At 70.0% G+C, this 15,251-nt stretch carries 16 protein-coding genes; 9 read left to right on the forward strand and 7 right to left on the reverse strand.

Going from position 1 to position 15,251, the window contains the following annotated elements:
- Positions 1-10 precede the first annotated feature (10 nt).
- Complete coding sequence (locus Q0C41_RS07185; protein WP_291982300.1) at positions 11-286, reverse strand: carboxypeptidase-like regulatory domain-containing protein; 276 nt, start codon at positions 284-286, stop codon at positions 11-13.
- A gap of 44 nt (positions 287-330) precedes the next feature.
- Positions 331-822, reverse strand: coding sequence for a pyridoxamine 5'-phosphate oxidase family protein (locus Q0C41_RS07190; RefSeq protein WP_291982302.1), 492 nt, complete (start codon positions 820-822; stop codon positions 331-333).
- A 118-nt stretch (positions 823-940) separates the two neighbouring features.
- Here Q0C41_RS07190 and Q0C41_RS07195 point away from each other — a divergent pair, with 118 nt between their 5' ends.
- Positions 941-1,768: a class I SAM-dependent methyltransferase gene (locus Q0C41_RS07195; protein WP_291982304.1), complete on the forward strand. Its 828-nt coding sequence runs from the start codon at positions 941-943 to the stop codon at positions 1,766-1,768.
- On the opposite strand, the gene Q0C41_RS07200 is transcribed toward Q0C41_RS07195, so the two are convergent.
- Positions 1,728-2,492 (reverse strand): metallophosphoesterase, encoded by a 765-nt coding sequence (locus Q0C41_RS07200; protein WP_291982306.1) that lies wholly within the window; start codon positions 2,490-2,492, stop codon positions 1,728-1,730. The two genes, Q0C41_RS07195 and Q0C41_RS07200, sit on opposite strands and share 41 nt — an antisense overlap.
- 25 nt (positions 2,493-2,517) lie before the next feature.
- Between Q0C41_RS07200 and Q0C41_RS07205 the strand changes: the two genes are divergently transcribed.
- The 3 genes from Q0C41_RS07205 (at position 2,518) to Q0C41_RS07215 (ending at position 5,098) form a co-directional block, all read left to right on the forward strand.
- On the forward strand, positions 2,518-3,318 hold the full coding sequence (locus Q0C41_RS07205; protein WP_291982308.1) for a nucleotidyltransferase: 801 nt from the start codon (positions 2,518-2,520) through the stop codon (positions 3,316-3,318).
- 104 nt (positions 3,319-3,422) lie between these two features.
- Positions 3,423-3,875 (forward strand): MarR family transcriptional regulator, encoded by a 453-nt coding sequence (locus tag Q0C41_RS07210; protein ID WP_291982309.1) that lies wholly within the window; start codon positions 3,423-3,425, stop codon positions 3,873-3,875.
- 68 nt (positions 3,876-3,943) lie between these two features.
- On the forward strand, positions 3,944-5,098 hold the full coding sequence (locus tag Q0C41_RS07215) for an alkene reductase (protein ID WP_291982311.1): 1,155 nt from the start codon (positions 3,944-3,946) through the stop codon (positions 5,096-5,098).
- Positions 5,099-5,179: 81 nt separating this feature from the next.
- On the opposite strand, the gene cls is transcribed toward Q0C41_RS07215, so the two are convergent.
- Positions 5,180-6,619 carry a cardiolipin synthase gene (gene cls, locus Q0C41_RS07220; protein WP_291982313.1) on the reverse strand — a complete coding sequence of 480 codons (1,440 nt, stop codon included), beginning with the start codon at positions 6,617-6,619 and terminating at the stop codon, positions 5,180-5,182.
- 25 nt (positions 6,620-6,644) lie between these two features.
- Between cls and Q0C41_RS07225 the strand changes: the two genes are divergently transcribed.
- The 3 genes from Q0C41_RS07225 (at position 6,645) to Q0C41_RS07235 (ending at position 9,961) form a co-directional block, all read left to right on the forward strand.
- Positions 6,645-8,009 carry an alkaline phosphatase D family protein gene (locus Q0C41_RS07225; RefSeq protein ID WP_291982315.1) on the forward strand — a complete coding sequence of 455 codons (1,365 nt, stop codon included), beginning with the start codon at positions 6,645-6,647 and terminating at the stop codon, positions 8,007-8,009.
- Positions 8,010-8,038: 29 nt separating this feature from the next.
- Positions 8,039-9,343: a phosphatidylserine/phosphatidylglycerophosphate/cardiolipin synthase family protein gene (locus Q0C41_RS07230; RefSeq protein WP_291982317.1), complete on the forward strand. Its 1,305-nt coding sequence runs from the start codon at positions 8,039-8,041 to the stop codon at positions 9,341-9,343.
- Between the two features lie 201 nt (positions 9,344-9,544).
- Positions 9,545-9,961, forward strand: coding sequence for a BON domain-containing protein (locus Q0C41_RS07235; protein ID WP_291982319.1), 417 nt, complete (start codon positions 9,545-9,547; stop codon positions 9,959-9,961).
- 232 nt (positions 9,962-10,193) lie between these two features.
- Here Q0C41_RS07235 and Q0C41_RS07240 read toward each other — a convergent pair whose 3' ends face one another.
- The 3 genes from Q0C41_RS07240 to Q0C41_RS07250 all read right to left on the reverse strand — a co-directional run bounded on the left by Q0C41_RS07240 (position 10,194) and on the right by Q0C41_RS07250 (position 13,181).
- Positions 10,194-10,454, reverse strand: a complete 261-nt coding sequence (locus Q0C41_RS07240) for a metal-sensitive transcriptional regulator (protein ID WP_367079166.1) — start codon at positions 10,452-10,454, stop codon at positions 10,194-10,196.
- Between the two features lie 82 nt (positions 10,455-10,536).
- Positions 10,537-12,933, reverse strand: coding sequence for a heavy metal translocating P-type ATPase (locus tag Q0C41_RS07245; RefSeq protein WP_291982323.1), 2,397 nt, complete (start codon positions 12,931-12,933; stop codon positions 10,537-10,539).
- Between the two features lie 35 nt (positions 12,934-12,968).
- A complete protein-coding gene (locus Q0C41_RS07250; protein ID WP_291982325.1) occupies positions 12,969-13,181 on the reverse strand; it encodes a heavy-metal-associated domain-containing protein in 213 nt (70 codons plus the stop codon).
- A 132-nt stretch (positions 13,182-13,313) separates the two neighbouring features.
- On the opposite strand from Q0C41_RS07250, the gene Q0C41_RS07255 reads away from it, so the two are divergent.
- Positions 13,314-14,279 carry a phosphotransferase gene (locus Q0C41_RS07255; RefSeq protein ID WP_291982326.1) on the forward strand — a complete coding sequence of 322 codons (966 nt, stop codon included), beginning with the start codon at positions 13,314-13,316 and terminating at the stop codon, positions 14,277-14,279.
- Positions 14,276-15,244 carry a nucleoside hydrolase gene (locus tag Q0C41_RS07260; protein WP_291982328.1) on the forward strand — a complete coding sequence of 323 codons (969 nt, stop codon included), beginning with the start codon at positions 14,276-14,278 and terminating at the stop codon, positions 15,242-15,244. Before Q0C41_RS07255 ends, Q0C41_RS07260 begins: the two co-directional genes overlap by 4 nt.
- The last annotated feature ends 7 nt before the right edge of the window (positions 15,245-15,251 follow it).

Below are 15,251 nucleotides of genomic sequence, written 5' to 3' on the forward strand. Positions count from 1 at the left end.
GGGCTTCGGCTCAATCCCTGGCGGCGCCCGCGGGCGTGATTTCGAGGCGATACGCCCCGCCCCTGACGTCAGGGATGCGGAAGCGGCCGTCCGGGCCGCTCACCGCGCATTGCGACGTCTCGATGACACACACCGCGACGTCCGGGGCCGGGCTGCCATCCTGTCGGGTGATCGCGCCGGTGATGGCGCCGACGCCGGTCGTGTCCTGCGCCACCAGCGTGGCCGGCAGGACACTGCAGGCGAGGACCAGGCCGATGGACGCACGAAAGGTACGAAAGCTGAGCACGTCCCTACGACGCCGATGGCGGGCCTGACGTTCGATACGCGGCGCTAGAGCGGCACGCGCCCGTGCTGGTCGCCCTCATCCACGCGGGGCCGTTCGCCGGAGACGTAGGCCCGCGCCGCCTCGAACATGTACTCGAGCTTGTTGGTGCCGCGGTTGTCCCAGTACTCGGCCAGCCGTGGCTCCACGACCAGCAGGCGAAGGTCGGGATCCTCCGGACCGCCCGGAAACCACACGCGGAAGGGCTCGCTCCACAGCGCGCGCACCCGGGCGGGCTCGTGCACCACGAGCCCGCTGCCGGCCAGCGACAGAAAGGCACTCCGCTGGTCCTGCCCGACGATGGCGACCTCGGGGTTCTTCGTGATCTCGTCGACCTTCCGCGAGGTGAGCCCCGTGAAGAACGAGATGTTGCCCGTGTGGGCGTCGATGTCGACGATCTGCATGGGGCGGCCTTCGATCCGGCCTTCCGGTGTCGCCGTCACCAGCATCACCGTCTCGAACCCGCGCAGCATCTCGAAGATCTTCTCTCGCTGACTCACCCGTGCCTCCTCGGCGTGTGTGACCCGAACCACGCGCCGCCCGCGTTCCTGCCGGCGTGCGCCCAGCGATCAGATGCAAGGTCGGTTCCGCGGCATCGCGATTGCTTCAGCAGGACGCGTGGCGACCATCTACACACGGCCGGAGGAGTACGACCTCGAGCATGGGGAGGGTGAGGAAGACATCACGTTCTACCGCCGCCTGATCCAGCGCTTCGACGCCCACACCATCGTCGAACTCGGCTGCGGCAGCGGGCGCATCACGGTGCCGCTGGCCGCGATGGCCGACGAGCACGACCTGCACATCACGGGGGTCGACGTCTCGGAGGAGATGCTCGGCGAGGCGCGGCAGAAGATGACGCGATTGCCGACCGGCTGTCGTACACGCGTGCAGCTCGTGCTCGAGGACATCGGACGCTTCCAGACGGCTGCGCCGGTGGATCTCGTGATCGTGCCGTGCTCGACGCTGGCGCACGTGCTGGAGCTCGACGAGCAGCTGGCGGTCTGGAGGTCGGTGGCTCGCAGCCTGCGACCAGGAGGCCGCTTCGTCGTGGACCTGACGATGCCGACGCTGGCGGCCTTTGCCGACTCGATGGCGACGCCGCCGCGCGTGCTGGTCGAGATGGATGTCGATCAGGAGAGCGAGGACGGGGTGCATCGACTGATCCGCTACAAGACGACCCGGTACGAAGCGCACCGGCAGCGGGCACACGTCCGCTTCCTGTACGACCGGTTCGAAACGCGGCCAGACGACGAGGCACGGGCGCAGCGGTACGTGAGCGACTTCGAGAGCCACGTCTACTTCCCGCGCGAACTGGAACTGCTGTTCCTCCACACGGGGTTCGAGGTGGAGCACCGCTGGGGCGGCTACCGTGGCGAAGCGCTGCGCCCGCACTCGCGAGCGCTGATCATGGTCGGCCGGACTCCTGAGCCGGAGTCTCCCAGGTGAACTCGACGAGGTGGAAGGCCGGGGCGGCGGCATCGCGCCGCTGCAGGAGTGGCGCCGCCACGTTGTAGACCGGCACACCGCCGCTCGTGCGCCCCTCGAGGCGACCGCCGTGGGCGTGCCCGTGGAACACGACATCGACCGGATACCGGTTCAACGGTTCCTCGAGGCGACTCGAGCCGAGGTACGGGAAGATTTCTGGCGGCTCGTCCTCGACGGTGTCGCGCACGGGGGCGTAGTGCAGCACGGCCACCTTGCGCGGCGTGCGCAGCCGCGCCAGCGCCGTTTCGAGCTTGAGCGCCTCGTCGACCGCCTCCTGCACGAACGCCTTGATCATCGGCTCGCCCCACGGGCCGAGCGCCCCGCGGCCGAACCCCCCGCCGAAGCCCTTGACGCCAGCGAACCCGATGCCCAGGACCTCGATCGCTTCGCCGTCGAGCATGTGGACGCCGGCATCGGTGAGGATGCGCGACACCTCCTGGGGATGCCCCGCTTCGAAGTCGTGGTTGCCGAGGACGGCAACGACCGGTACGCCGACGGTCTTCAGATCGCGGGCGAGTTGGTGGGCTTCGTCTTCGGTGCCGCGGTCGGTGAGATCGCCGCACAGCACGAGGACGTCGGCGACCTCGCGGACGTGCGCGAACGCCTGTGCGACGCCGGGGGAGGCCGAGCGGCCGATGTGCATGTCGGCCATGGCCGCGATCCGCAGGTGTCGTGTCTCTGGCACTGTCCTTGCCTCCTTCAGGCCCGCCATGATCGAGTCAGGGTCGTTCACCGCGGGAAATGCGCACGAAGCGGCGTGCGCGACGGCGTTGCGCGTGCTGCACGAACGCGGCATCCAGTTCCTCGTGGGCGGCACGTTCGCGTTCACGCAGTACACGGGGGTGGTCCGGCCCACCAAGGACCTGGACCTCTTCGTGGCGCACGGCGATCTCGAACGGACGCTGCGCGCGCTCGGCGACGCCGGGTTCGAGACCTCGGTCCCCTTCCCGCACTGGCTGGCCAAGGCGAGGAATGCCGAGCTGGCGATGGACCTCATCTTCTCGAGTGGCAACGGGGTCGCCCGCGTCGATGCGGACTGGTTCCGTTTTGCGGCCGAGGTGCCGCTCTACGGCATCCCGGTGAAGGTGTCGCCGATCGAGGAGCTCATCTGGTCCAAGTCGTTCGTGATGGAACGCGAACGCTTCGACGGCAGCGATGTGCTGCACCTGATCCGGGCTCGCGGGCACGTGATCGACTGGCCACGCCTGATCGCTCGTTACGGTGACTACCGCCTGGTGCTGGCGGCACATCTGCTGCTCCTCCGGTTCGCCTACTCCGATGCCGATCGCCTGATGCCGGGCTGGGTGCTCGAGCAGGTGCTGGCGGACCTGTCGCCACCGCCGAGTGCGGCCGACACCCCGACGTGTTACGGCACGCTGCTGTCGCGTCAGCAGTTCCTTGCCGATGTCGCCCAGCTCGGCTATGCCGACGCCCGGCTCGAGCGTGGGCACATGACGCCCGAAACGCTCGAGGTCTGGACCGCGGCGATCGAGGACGACGACGATCACTGACGTCGGCAGACATGACGGCAACCATGTGCAAGAACCGCGCTCGCTCGGAGCCGGTCCAGAATAAGGGGGTTGACAGCGGATGTCTCCCCATAGACAATTGATGCGTGAACAATCATGGTTGCGGCGACCATCCCTGCCCGGTGTCGGCGGCCCTCATCGAGGCGGCCCGGACGCTGGAGTCGCGGCTCGAGCAGGCGCTCGCACCGCTGCAGTTGTCGCTGGCGAAGTTCGGCGTCCTGCGCTGCCTGGTGCACGAACAGCGCCCGTTGCCGCTGAGTGCCATCGCCCACCGCCAGAAGTGCGTGCGGTCGAACATGACTCAACTGGCCGACCGGCTCGAGGCCGACGGCCTGGTTCGGCGGGTCGATGACCCTCAGGATCGTCGAGCCGTCCTGGCCGAGCCCACGGCGGCCGGGCGAGTCGCGTTCGCGCGGGCCGAAGACATCCTGCGGGCCGAGGAAGAGCGTTTCCTCACCAGCCTCGCCGGGCCCGAGCGCACCCTGATGACCGAACTCGTGACCCGCTTTGCCGGGTGCGACGCCACCCTCACTACGTAGCTCTTTTTTTTGCCACATTGGTTCATGAATAGACAGTCACTCGCTTAATGATTGGGATCACACACATCATGCAGACCCTGACACCTTCCCCGTCGGCGTTTCCTCACCTCTTCACGCCCGCGACCGTCGGTCACCTCGCGCTGCCCCAGCGCTTCGTGATGGCGCCGATGACGCGCAATCGGGCCCTGCCGTCGCTCGCCCCCGGCCCGCAGGCGCCCGTGTACTACGCGCAGCGCGCCTCGGCCGGGCTCATCATCACCGAGGCCACGCAGGTCTCCGATTCCGCGGCCGGGTACGTCTTCACGCCGGGGATCTATTCCGCCGAGCAGATCGCGGGGTGGCGCGCCGTGACCGACGCCGTCCATGCGGCCGGCGGGCGCATCGTGGTGCAGCTCTGGCACACGGGGCGCATCTCGCACCCGGTGATGCGCCCGGACGGGTCGCAGCCGGTCAGCGCGTCCCCGGTCGCCGCCGAGGGCCAGGTCATCACCTACGACGGGCCGAAACCGTTTCCGACACCGCGGGCCCTCACCATCCCCGAGATCCACGCCATCGTCGAGGACTTCGCGCAGGCCGCGCGCAACGCCATGACGGCCGGCTTCGACGGCATCGAGATCCACGCGGCCAACGGCTACCTCATCGATCAGTTCCTGCGTGATGGAGCGAATCACCGCGAGGATGCGTACGGTGGGTCGATCGAGCGCCGCGCCCGGTTCCTGCTCGACGTCGTCGATGCGACGGCCGCCGCCATCGGGGCCGACCGCGTGGGCGTCCGCATCTCGCCGACCAGCCCCTTCAACAGCATGTCGGAGCGTGATCCGACAACGTTGACGCGGTACGTGGCCGAGCAACTCGATGCCCGTCAGGTCATGTACCTGCACGTGCTCGAAATGGCGCCGGGCGACGACGCGGCGGCGGTGCGGCCGCTGACGGCGACGGCCCGCGAGGTGTTCACGGGCGTGCTGATCACCAACGCCGGCTTCACGGCCGATGCTGCCGAGGCCGTGCTCGCCCGTGGGGATGCGGACCTGGTGGCGTTCGGGGTGCCGTTCCTCACGACGCCCGATTTCGTCGAGCGCACGCAGGCCGGGCTCGCGCCCAACGCGCCCGACCGCGGTACGTTCTACGGCGGCGACACCCGCGGCTACATCGACTATCCGTTCCGTGACGGCCGCGTGAAGGCCTCACTGGACGAGCTGCTCGGTGCCGGCGCGCTCGCCTGACGCGGCGCCCGGGACGGGTCGGAAGGTGGGTAGGGCCGGCTCTCCGAGCCGGCCGTCACCCTCCCCCGTCGCGTCGACCTACTACAGGAGCGGCGAGAACAGCCGCATGACCGAGTCGCCGAGGCGCTTGTAGGCGGGCAACCGCATGTAGGCGTCGGCATGGAACGGCCGGCACTGGCGGATGTCGGCGAGAAACGCCGACTCGAGGTGCCGGGTCGTGTCGCGGTCGTAGATGACGAGGTTGGTCTCGTAGTTGATCGTGAAACTCCGGATGTCCAGGTTGGCCGATCCGATCGAGCACACCAGCGAGTCCACGGCGATCGTCTTGCAGTGGAAGTACGCGCCCTCGTACAGCAGCACCCGCACGCCGGCGCGAGCCAGATCGCGGGCGTAGGTCATGCCGGCGCGGTAGGCGAGCGGCCCCTCGCCGCCGCGCGGCGCGATCATGACCCAGACGCGGATGCCCGACATCGCCGTGGCGCACAGGACCTGCAGCACGCTGTCGTCGAGGACGCAAAAGGGCGACTGCAAGTACACGTGGTCCCGCGCCATCGAGATCATCGCGATGTACTGCTGCCGGATGACGCTGAAGCGCGAATCCGGCCCCGAGTTGACCACCTGAACCGGCACCGTGCCTGGCCGTCGTCCGCGCGGGTACAGCGCACTGTCGGACAGCAGTTCGCCCGTCGTGTTGAACCACTGCAGCGCGAACGTCCACTGGAGCATCGCGACGGCGTCGCCGGTGACGCGGGCGTGCGTGTCGCGCCAGCCCGAGAAGCCTTCCGGGCCGGTGAGGTGCTTGGCGGTGAGGTTGAGTCCCCCGGTGTACCCGATCTCGCTGTCGATGACGACCAGCTTGCGATGGTTGCGATAGCTGATGGTGTGGAGGCGCCAGATGGGCGAGTACGGATGCACCTCGACGCCGGCTGCGCGCAGCGCCTGGACGTAGCCGCGCGTGAGCATCGAGAAGCTGCCGACCGGGTCGTACAGTGCGCGCACCGTGACACCCGCGGCGACCCGCGCGCGCAGGATGTCGAGCACCTCGCGGGTCAGGACATCATCGGCCCACTCGTAGTACTCGAGGTGGATCAGCCTGGTGGCCGCGCGCAGATCCGCGAGGAGTCTGGGATACTTCTCGCTGGCATTCTGGAGAATGTCGAGCTGGTTGCCCATCGTGAGGGGCGCTTCGGTCGAGGTCCACAGCAGTTGCGGCAGGCGTCGGTAGATCTCGACGTCGCTGTCCGAAAGCTCATGCCGGGCCTCCTCCTGGGCTGCGCGCACCTGGTCGAGTTCCCTGGCGAGCCCGGTGCGTCCCAGTTGCCGACGCAGGGCCTTGCGGTGGCTGAACGCATTGGCTCCCCGTCCGAACAGGAAATAGACGACCGGGCCGATGCCCGGCGCGAGGACCATGAGGAACAACCACGCAAACGTCGACTGCGGTGACCGGTTCTCGAGCACGAGGAACACCGTCGCCGAGGCGAGGTACAGCACGTACACCGCCCACGAGAGCTCGGCTGGCATCACTGCCGAGCAGCGTGTCTCACCTGTGGCCACCGCGCAAGGGCGCGCGGGTGTGGTCAGCCTGTGCTGGCTCGTCCTGGTCGCCTCGCTGCTGAGCTGGCTGGCCGTGGTCCGCCCGGCGCCGTTACTGGCCCAGGCCGGCGGCGTGGCGTGGGCGTGGAGCGGCGCCATCACGCACGAGAGCGCCACGGTCGTGGCGCGGGTCGCAGACGGTGTCACCGGGGCGCGCCTCGTGATCACTCCCGACCGCGCCGGTGCGGAGGCCGATGCGATGACCGTCCCGTCCACCGGCATGGCGGCGCCCGACGCGCACGGCGTCATCCGGTTCGCCGTGACGCGCCTGTCGCCGGCGACGCGGTATCGCTATCGCGTCGAAACGCCGTCCGGCGAGCGCCTCGACGGCCGGCTGCGGACGTGGGCCGACGGGCCGTTCTCGTTCCGCGTGACGTTCGCGTCGTGCGCGACCACCGCCTCCAACAGCCGCGTCTTCGACGCCATCCGTTCGATGACGCCGGACCTGTTCGTCCACATGGGCGACTTCCATTACCTGAACATCTCGCGCAACGACCATGCGGCCTTCCGCCGCGGCTACGACCGCGTCCTCTCGTCGCCGCGACAGTCGGCGCTGTATCGTTCGACACCCATCGCCTACATGTTCGACGACCACGACTTCGGCGCCAACAACGCCGACAGCACGTCGGCCAGCGGGCCGGCGGCCGGCACCGTCTATCGCGAACGCGTGCCGCACTACGCCCTGCAGCCGGGCGCCAGCATCCAGCAGTCGTTCACCATCGGTCGCGTCCGCGTCATCGTCACCGACACCCGCACGGCACGCGCGCCCGTCGATGCCGATCGCCCGCGCACCATGCTCGGTGAGGCGCAGGTCCGCTGGCTGGAAGACGAGTTCGAGAAGGCCAAGGACGCCCCGCTCGTGATCTGGGTCAACACCGTGCCGTGGATCACCAAGGCCAACGAAGCCACCTCCGAGGGCTGGGCCCCGTATGCCGAGGAGCGCACCCGCCTGGCCGATCGGATCGAGGCGCTGGGGCTCACCGCGCGTCTCGTGATGCTCAGTGGCGACGGGCACATGTCGGCGATCGACGATGGCCGCAACAGCGCGTACATGTCCGGCCGCACGCCGGCGACGCGCGGCTTCGTCGTTGCGCACGGGGCCCCGCTGGACCGCTGGACCCGCACCAAGGGCGGCCCGTACAGCCACGGCGTGTCGCGGCGGAATCACCAGTTCGGGATGCTCGACGTCGCGGACACGGGGACGGCCCTCGATGTGACGGTGAGCGTCCGCAACGGCACCGGCGGTCTCGTCCCTGGGCTCCAGCTGTCGCTGCGTTGCGAGAAGGACGCGTGCGTGCCGGTCAGCCACACGCAGTAGGACGGCACGAGGAATGCATCAGCTGGGGCGTGACCTCAGCCGCTCCCGTCTCGCCCCCCGCATCGCCCGCGCGTCCACGGCGGCGACGATGGCCCTGGCTCGTCGCGCTGGGCCTGGCCGCCTTCCTCTGGCTCCTGCAGGACCCACGCACCCTCGAGGTGCGTAGTCCGGTAGCGGCCGCCGACGCCGACTTCCCGGACTACATCGCGTCACTGCTCGGCGCGCCGGTGACCACCGGCGATACGTTCGACGTGTTACAGAACGGTGACGCGATCTTCCCGGCGATGCTGGCCGCCGTGGAAGGCGCCCAGCGCCGGATCAGCTTCGAGAGCTTCATCTACTCGGACGGGGCCATCAGCGAACGCTTCACCCAGGCGTTTGCGGCGGCGGCCAGACGAGGCGTCGACGTCCGTATCGTCCTCGACGGCTACGGCGCCAACGATCTGCCGTCGGCCTCGGTGACGCTGCTCGAGGACGCCGGCGTGCGCCTGGTCTGGTTCCACCCGCTCCGCCCCTGGTCGATCGATCGCGTCAACTACCGCACGCACCGCAAGGTGCTCGTCGTGGACGGCGTGGTAGCGTTCACGGGCGGCGTCGGCCTCGCCGACCACTGGGCAGGCACGGCGCAGGATCCCGATCACTGGCGCGACACTCAGTTTCGCGTGCGGGGTCCTGCCGTCCGCGCCCTCGAGGCCTCGTTCTACGAGAACTGGATCGAATCGGGTGGGCGCGAGGCCCCACGCCTCGACCCCGAGCCCGCCGAGCAGCGCAGCGCCACGCCGGATGTCCGGACGCTGGTCGCGTGGAGCAACTTCTCGGGCGGCGCGAGCAACGTCAAGCTGCTCTACCTGCTGTCGATCGCCTCGGCCCGCGAATCGATCGACATCCAGTCGCCGTACGTCGTGCTCGACGCGTCCCTGCGGTGGTCGATTGCGCAGGCCCGCGCCCGTGGCGTGCGGGTGCGGATGCTGACCGACGGCGACCACACCGACGCGGGTCCCGTGAAGGCGGCCAGTCGCGCCAGTTACGCCGCGCTGCTGGAGCAGGGCGTCACCATCGCAGAGTTTGCGCCGACGATGATGCACGTCAAGGCGATGACCGTGGATCACGTGTGGTCGGTCATCGGCACGGCCAACCTGGACAACCGATCGCTCGAGCTGAACGACGAACTGGCGATTGGCGTGCAGGACCGCGTCCTGGCAGCGACGCTCGAGCGTGCGTTCGATGCCGACCTGGACCGCAGTGCCCGCCTCGACCTCGCGCAGTGGCGCAACCGCTCGCTGTGGCAACGCGCGCAGGAACGCTTCTGGGTCATCTTCGCCGAACTCTTCTGAGGGACGTCGCGCGCCGTGGTGGCGAGGTTGGTCGCCCGTTTGCACTGACGACGGTCGGCCGATGCGGGGTGACCGCAGTGTTCCCGTGATTTCGGCCGGAAACGTCACCGGGCCGCTTCAGATGGCTCGGATTCGACCTTGTCGGGATTCGCTACGGAGATGGCAATGATGCGCAGCACAGGACTCGGAATCGGATTGTTGGTGGGGACGCTTGCGATCGTCGGGTGCGAGAACACGCGCGAGGGCATGGAACGCGACGCCGAAAACGCGGCGGCCGAATCGGAGCGCGCGGCTGAGCGGACGGCGGAGGCTGGCCGTGACGCCGGTCGCGAGATCTCGGAGGCGACGGGGCAGGCAGTCGACGCCACCCGCGATGCCGCGGCCTCGGCCGCCAGCGTCGGCGACGCCGCGCAGCAGACCGCGCAGATCAAGGCCGCGCTGATGGCCGACGCGTCCATCGACGCGTCGGCGATCGACGTCGACACGGAGGCGAGCACGAAGACCGTCACGCTGAAGGGTCACGTCCGGTCGACGGCCGAGAAGGCGACGGCGGCACGCCTCGCCGCGGAGAAGGCGCCCGGCTACCGGGTGTCCAACGATCTCGAGGTTCGACGCTAGGCGCGCGCTGCTCCTGCTCAACGTCGTCAACACGACCGGCGAGTACATCCTGAGCCGCGTCGTGTTGGCGGCCACCGACGCGACGAGGGCGTGCAAGGGAGACCCACGCGTAATCGTTCCTTTCCCCTTTACCCTTCTCCCTTCGACATGGCGGCACTCCAGCATTGCAGCATTCCAGCATTTCGCAATGCCGCGATGCCGCGATGCCGCGATGCCGTGGCGCTGCCATCCCCTACCTCACATGCCGGTACATCAGATCGACGAGTTCGTCACACATCGCGTCAGCGACCGGACCACCCTCGCTGAGCGCGGTGGTCGCGCAGTGCTTCAGGTGATTGCGCAGCAGCTCGCGCCCCACCGCACGCAGCGCTTCGTGGACGGAGGCAATCTGCGTCAGCACCTCGGCACAGGCCCGCTCCTCCTCGACCATGCGCTGCAGGCCGCGCGCCTGCCCCTCGATGCGCCGGAGACGGGCGAGCGTGCGGGCCTTCATCTCGGGATCGGCCGAGAGACCGTGCCCCACGGGGGCCGTGTGGCAGGTCGGGGGTGGCGGGGTGGGAGCAGTCACGACGACCTCACGCGATGCGCGCCTGGCGCAGGCGCAGACTGTTGCTGACGACACTGACCGAACTGAGAGCCATCGCCGCGCTGGCGATGATCGGGCTGAGCAGCAGACCGGTGGCGGGATACAGCACGCCCGCCGCGATGGGGATGCCAATCACGTTGTAGACGAAGGCCCAGAACAGGTTCTGCCGCATCGTGTGCAACGTGCGCCGCGAGAGTTCGATCACCTGCGGCACGCCGGCCAGATCGCCGCGCATCAGCGTGACGTCGCTGGCGGCCATCGCCACGTCGGTGCCGGTCCCCATGGCGATGCCGATGTCGGCCTGGGCGAGCGCCGGGCCGTCGTTGATGCCGTCGCCGACCATGGCGACCACCGCACCGCCCTCCTGCCGTCGGCGAATCTCCGCAACCTTGCCCTCCGGCAGCACTCCGGCCACGACATCGTCGATGCCGGCGGCCACCCCGATGGCGCGCGCCGTCGCCGGCGTGTCGCCACTGAGCAGGACGACCTGCACCCCGAGACCGCGCAGGCGGGCGACGACGGTGGCCGCGTCGGGCTTGATGGGATCGGCCACGCCGACCAGGCCGATGGCCCGCCCGTCGATCGCCACGAACATGACCGAGGCACCCGCCTCCGCCCAGGCGTCCGCCCTGGGCTGCAACGCCTCGGACGCGATGCCGGCCTCGGTGAGGAGACGGGCGCTGCCGACCAGCACGGCGCGATCGCCGACACGCGCCTGCGCCCCACGACCCGCATGGGCCTGGAAGTGCGAGGCCGGGCCGACGGTGGCCCCGTCGATGCCGCGCGCGGCGGCGTACGCCACGACGGCGGCGGCGAGGGGATGCTCCGACGCGCGCTCGACGGCCGTCAGCCGGGCCAGCGCGTCCTCCGCGTCCTCGCCGTCGATCCAGAAGGTGTCGGTGACGACCGGCCGGCCCGCGGTGATGGTGCCGGTCTTGTCGAACACCACGGTCGTGAGTTCGCCGGTGCGCTGCAGGGCATCGCCGCCCTTGATCAGCACGCCCAGCTCCGCGCCCTTGCCGGTGGCCACCATCACCGCCGTCGGGACGGCGAGTCCCATGGCGCACGGACACGCGATGATCAGCACCGTCACGGCCGCCGCGAAGCCGCGGACGATGGCCCCGTCGCCGCCGAACAGCCACCAGCCCGCCAGCGTGGCGATCGCGATCGCCATCACGACCGGCACGAACACCGCGCTGATGCGATCGGCGAGGTCCTGGATCGGCGCCCGCGTGGCCTGCGCGTCGCGCATCAGGCGCACGATCTGCGAGAGCACGCTCGAGGCGCCGAGCGTGGTGGCGCGGTAGGCCAGCGCGCCCGTGCCGTTGACGGTGCCACCGATGACGAGATCGCCGGTCTGCTTGTAGACGGGCAGCGACTCGCCCGTGAGCATCGACTCGTCGACACTGCTCGTGCCCTCCTCGACGCGCCCGTCGACGGCGAGCCGCTCGCCCGGACGGACACGCACGAGATCCCCCGCCAGCACGTCCTCGACAGGGACGTCGTGCTCGACGCCCTCACGGAGCACCCGCGCGGTCCGCGGCTGCAGTCCCGCCAGCGCCCGCAGCGCGCCCGACGTCCGGCGCTTGGCGCGCGACTCGAAGGCGCGGCCCGTGAGGATCAGCGCGATGATCAGAATCACCGCCTCGAAGTACACGTCTGGCATCAAGCCGCGCCGCAGGAAGATGTCCGGTGCCGCGGTGGCGACCGCCGAGTAGAGAAACGCCGCGCCGGTGCCGACGGCCACCAGCGTGTTCATGTCGGCGCCGCCATGGCGTCCCGTGCGCCAGGCCCGCACGTAGAAGTGGCGCCCGGCCCACCCCATCACGACGGCGGTCATCAGCAGCAGCGTCCAGGCCAGGGTCTGTCGATCGATGGCGTACAGCCAGGGCGCCACGCGTTCGAGCGCCGGATGGGCGGTGACCATCACCCAGCGCATGAGCGGATCGGTGATGTCCTGCACCCCGTGGCCGTGTCCGCCCGCGCCAGCCACCGGCGCCATGAGTGGCATCGACGCCACCATCGCCACGGCGCCCGCCACGCCGCTGCCGATCGCCTTGCGCCGCAGGTCGCGATACTCGGCGTCGTCGGCACGATCGCGCGCCTCCTGCTCGGCCACGAGATCGACGATGGGCGCCTCGAGCCGGGCCTCGTAGCCCGTTCGCTGGATCGTGGCCACGAGGTCTTCGGCTCGCACCCGCGCCGGGTCGAAGCGCACCGACGCGCGGTGCGCCAGCAGGTTGACGCTGGCCTGCTCGACGCCGGGGATCTTGGCCAACGCGCGCTGCACGCGCGACTGACAGGCGGCGCACGTCATCCCCTCGACGGGGATCTGCACCTGGGTCAGGACCTGCAACGGGGTGACCGGCGCGGCGATCTCGTTCATGGCGGTGTCCTCGCGGTGGCGTGGCGGCGCGGTCGTCACCCGGCCGCCGAGACCAGCGTGAAGCCGGCCTCCTCGATGGCGGCCGTCAGTTGGGCCGGTGTCACGACGGCCTCGTCGGCCTCGATGCGGGCCTGACCGACCGTCACGTCCTTCACGTCCACGCCCGGCACCTCCTGCAGCGCCATCGTCACGGCCTTGATGCAGTGCCCGCAGGACATCCCGTCGATCTTCAGTGTCTGTGTCGTCACGTCAGCCTCCTCACAGAAGTATACCCCCCGTGGGTATACAGCTCACCGGAATCCGGAGTTCATTCCTGCCATACTTGGCCTCCGGTGCACGTCGCGACGGTTTCCCTCGAGTCCCTCACAGCCTTCCTCCGCGTGCGCGGCTGGATCCCCCCGACCTCGGCCGTGGCGTCCCGCGTGCTCCTCGGCACGGGTCCCACCACGACCACGGTGCGCGTGACCACGGACGCAGGCGCGACACGCATCCTGCGCCAACCGGGTGACGCGAGCATCGGCGACGCCAGGCATGCCGCGTCGCCGGCGGATCTCCTGGCCGTCGAAGGCGAGTTCTACCGCCTGGTGCAGACCTGGCCCGCCATCGCCGAGCGCATGGCCACCTGCATCGGCGTGGATCGCACCGACCACGTGGTCGCCCTCGAGGATCTGGGCGCCACGCCGCCGTTGACGGACCTCTACTCGGGTCGTGTCCTGAGTGAGGCCGAGGCCGACGACCTCATCGCCTACCTGCTGGCCCTCCACGGGGTCGCCGGACGCGAGGACGAGTTGGGTGCCCTCCGCAGTGATGGCGTGCGCCTGGCCCGCCAGGCCGTGCGGTTCGAGGAGCCCATCGCCGCGGCCCGCGTCGACGCGCTCGCCACGCGCATGCCCCGGCTGGTCCTGCAGGTCGACGCCATCCGCACCGACCTCCACATCCGCGCGACGATGCGCGACCTCGGGGGGCGGTTCCTCGACGGCAGCGGCACGCTGCTGCACGGCGACTTCCGACCGGCTCGCTGGATGCCGTCACCGCGCGGCCTGCGGATCCTGTCACCGGGCCTCGCCACGGCGGGACCGCCCGCACTCGACCTGGGCTACTTCGTGGCGCATCTGCTCCTGGCAGCCCAACCGCCGGCGCTGATCGCGGGCGTACTGCAGCGGTATCGCCGTGGCGCGCCCGTGGACATGGCCGAAGTGAGTGCCTGCGTGGGGCTGGAGCTCATCCGAAGTCGACTCGGGCTCGACCCCGTGCCGGGCGACCTCACCGGCGATCGGCTCGAAGCCGAGCTCGACTATGCGACCCGCCTGCTTCGGGGCGGCGCCACCGTGGAGCTGCCGCTGTGATCCCCCGGCACCTGGGGTGGCTGCCTCTGGCGCTGGCACTGCTGGTCGGCAGCACCGGCTGCCAGCGAGGCGGGACCGCGCCGGCCGATGGACGAACCGCCGTGTGGCTGGACATCAGCCCGGCGCTGGGCGATCCCCCGCGCGATCCGGGCGACGCCCTCGCCCTGCTGCAGGCCTACGGCTCGGGTCGCGTTCACGTCCGTGGCGCGTCGGTCACCTTCGGCAATGCCCCGCTCGTCCGCAGCTTCCCGGCCGCCAAGGAACTGCTGGAGCGTCTGGATACCGGGTTGCTGCGGCCGTGGCGAGGGGCGTCGAGCCCCGAGGAGCGGGCCGCGCCCACCGAAGCCACCGAACTGCTCGAGGAAGCGCTGGAGAAGGAGCCGCTGACGCTGGTGGCGGCTGGCCCGGCAACGACGATCGCGTCGGTCGTGCTGCGGCACCCCGAGATGGCCAGTCGGATGGATCGCATCGTGCTCGTGGCCGGGCAGGCTGACGGGACGTCGACCGCCGCGCTGGCAGCCAGCCCCGACCCGAACGTGCTCGCCGACGCGTCGAGCCTGCAGGTGCTGCTCGACAGCCCGGTCGCCCTGACCCTCGTGCCCGCCGATGCGAGCACGGGCATCGGGCTGACCGGGGCCGACATCGACCGCCTCGATCAGGGGCAGGGCCCCGTGAAGCTCCTGACCTCGTCGGCGCGCGGCTGGTTGCAGTTGCTCCGCAGTCGCGGTGGCGGCGACGCGTTCCCGATGCCGGCGATGATTGCCGTGGACGTGGCCGCCCACCCCGGCAAGGTCCGCTGCGAAGCCGCCGTGGCCCGACTCGAGACGAACGGCGCGTCTGGACCGCGCCTCGTCGTCTCCACGGGCACCGAGGGGCGCCGCGTCACCTGGTGTCACATGGCCGACGACGAGGACAAGGCGCGGATGATCGCCGATGTCCTTCGAGTGACGCCCCGGCAACCCTGAGTCGCGA

The sequence above is a fragment of the Luteitalea sp. genome (assembly GCF_022842525.1).
GTDB lineage: Bacteria > Acidobacteriota > Vicinamibacteria > Vicinamibacterales > Vicinamibacteraceae > Luteitalea.

Coding starts and splice junctions, on each gene's coding strand:
- Q0C41_RS07205 (WP_291982308.1), top strand. CDS start 2,518: ATGATCGAGTCAGGGTCGTTCACCGCGGGAAATGCGCACGAAGCGGCG.
- Q0C41_RS07215 (WP_291982311.1), top strand. CDS start 3,944: ATGCAGACCCTGACACCTTCCCCGTCGGCGTTTCCTCACCTCTTCACG.
- cls (WP_291982313.1), bottom strand. CDS start 6,619: ATGCCAGCCGAGCTCTCGTGGGCGGTGTACGTGCTGTACCTCGCCTCG.
- Q0C41_RS07240 (WP_367079166.1), bottom strand. CDS start 10,454: ATGAAGGCCCGCACGCTCGCCCGTCTCCGGCGCATCGAGGGGCAGGCG.
- Q0C41_RS07245 (WP_291982323.1), bottom strand. CDS start 12,933: ATGAACGAGATCGCCGCGCCGGTCACCCCGTTGCAGGTCCTGACCCAG.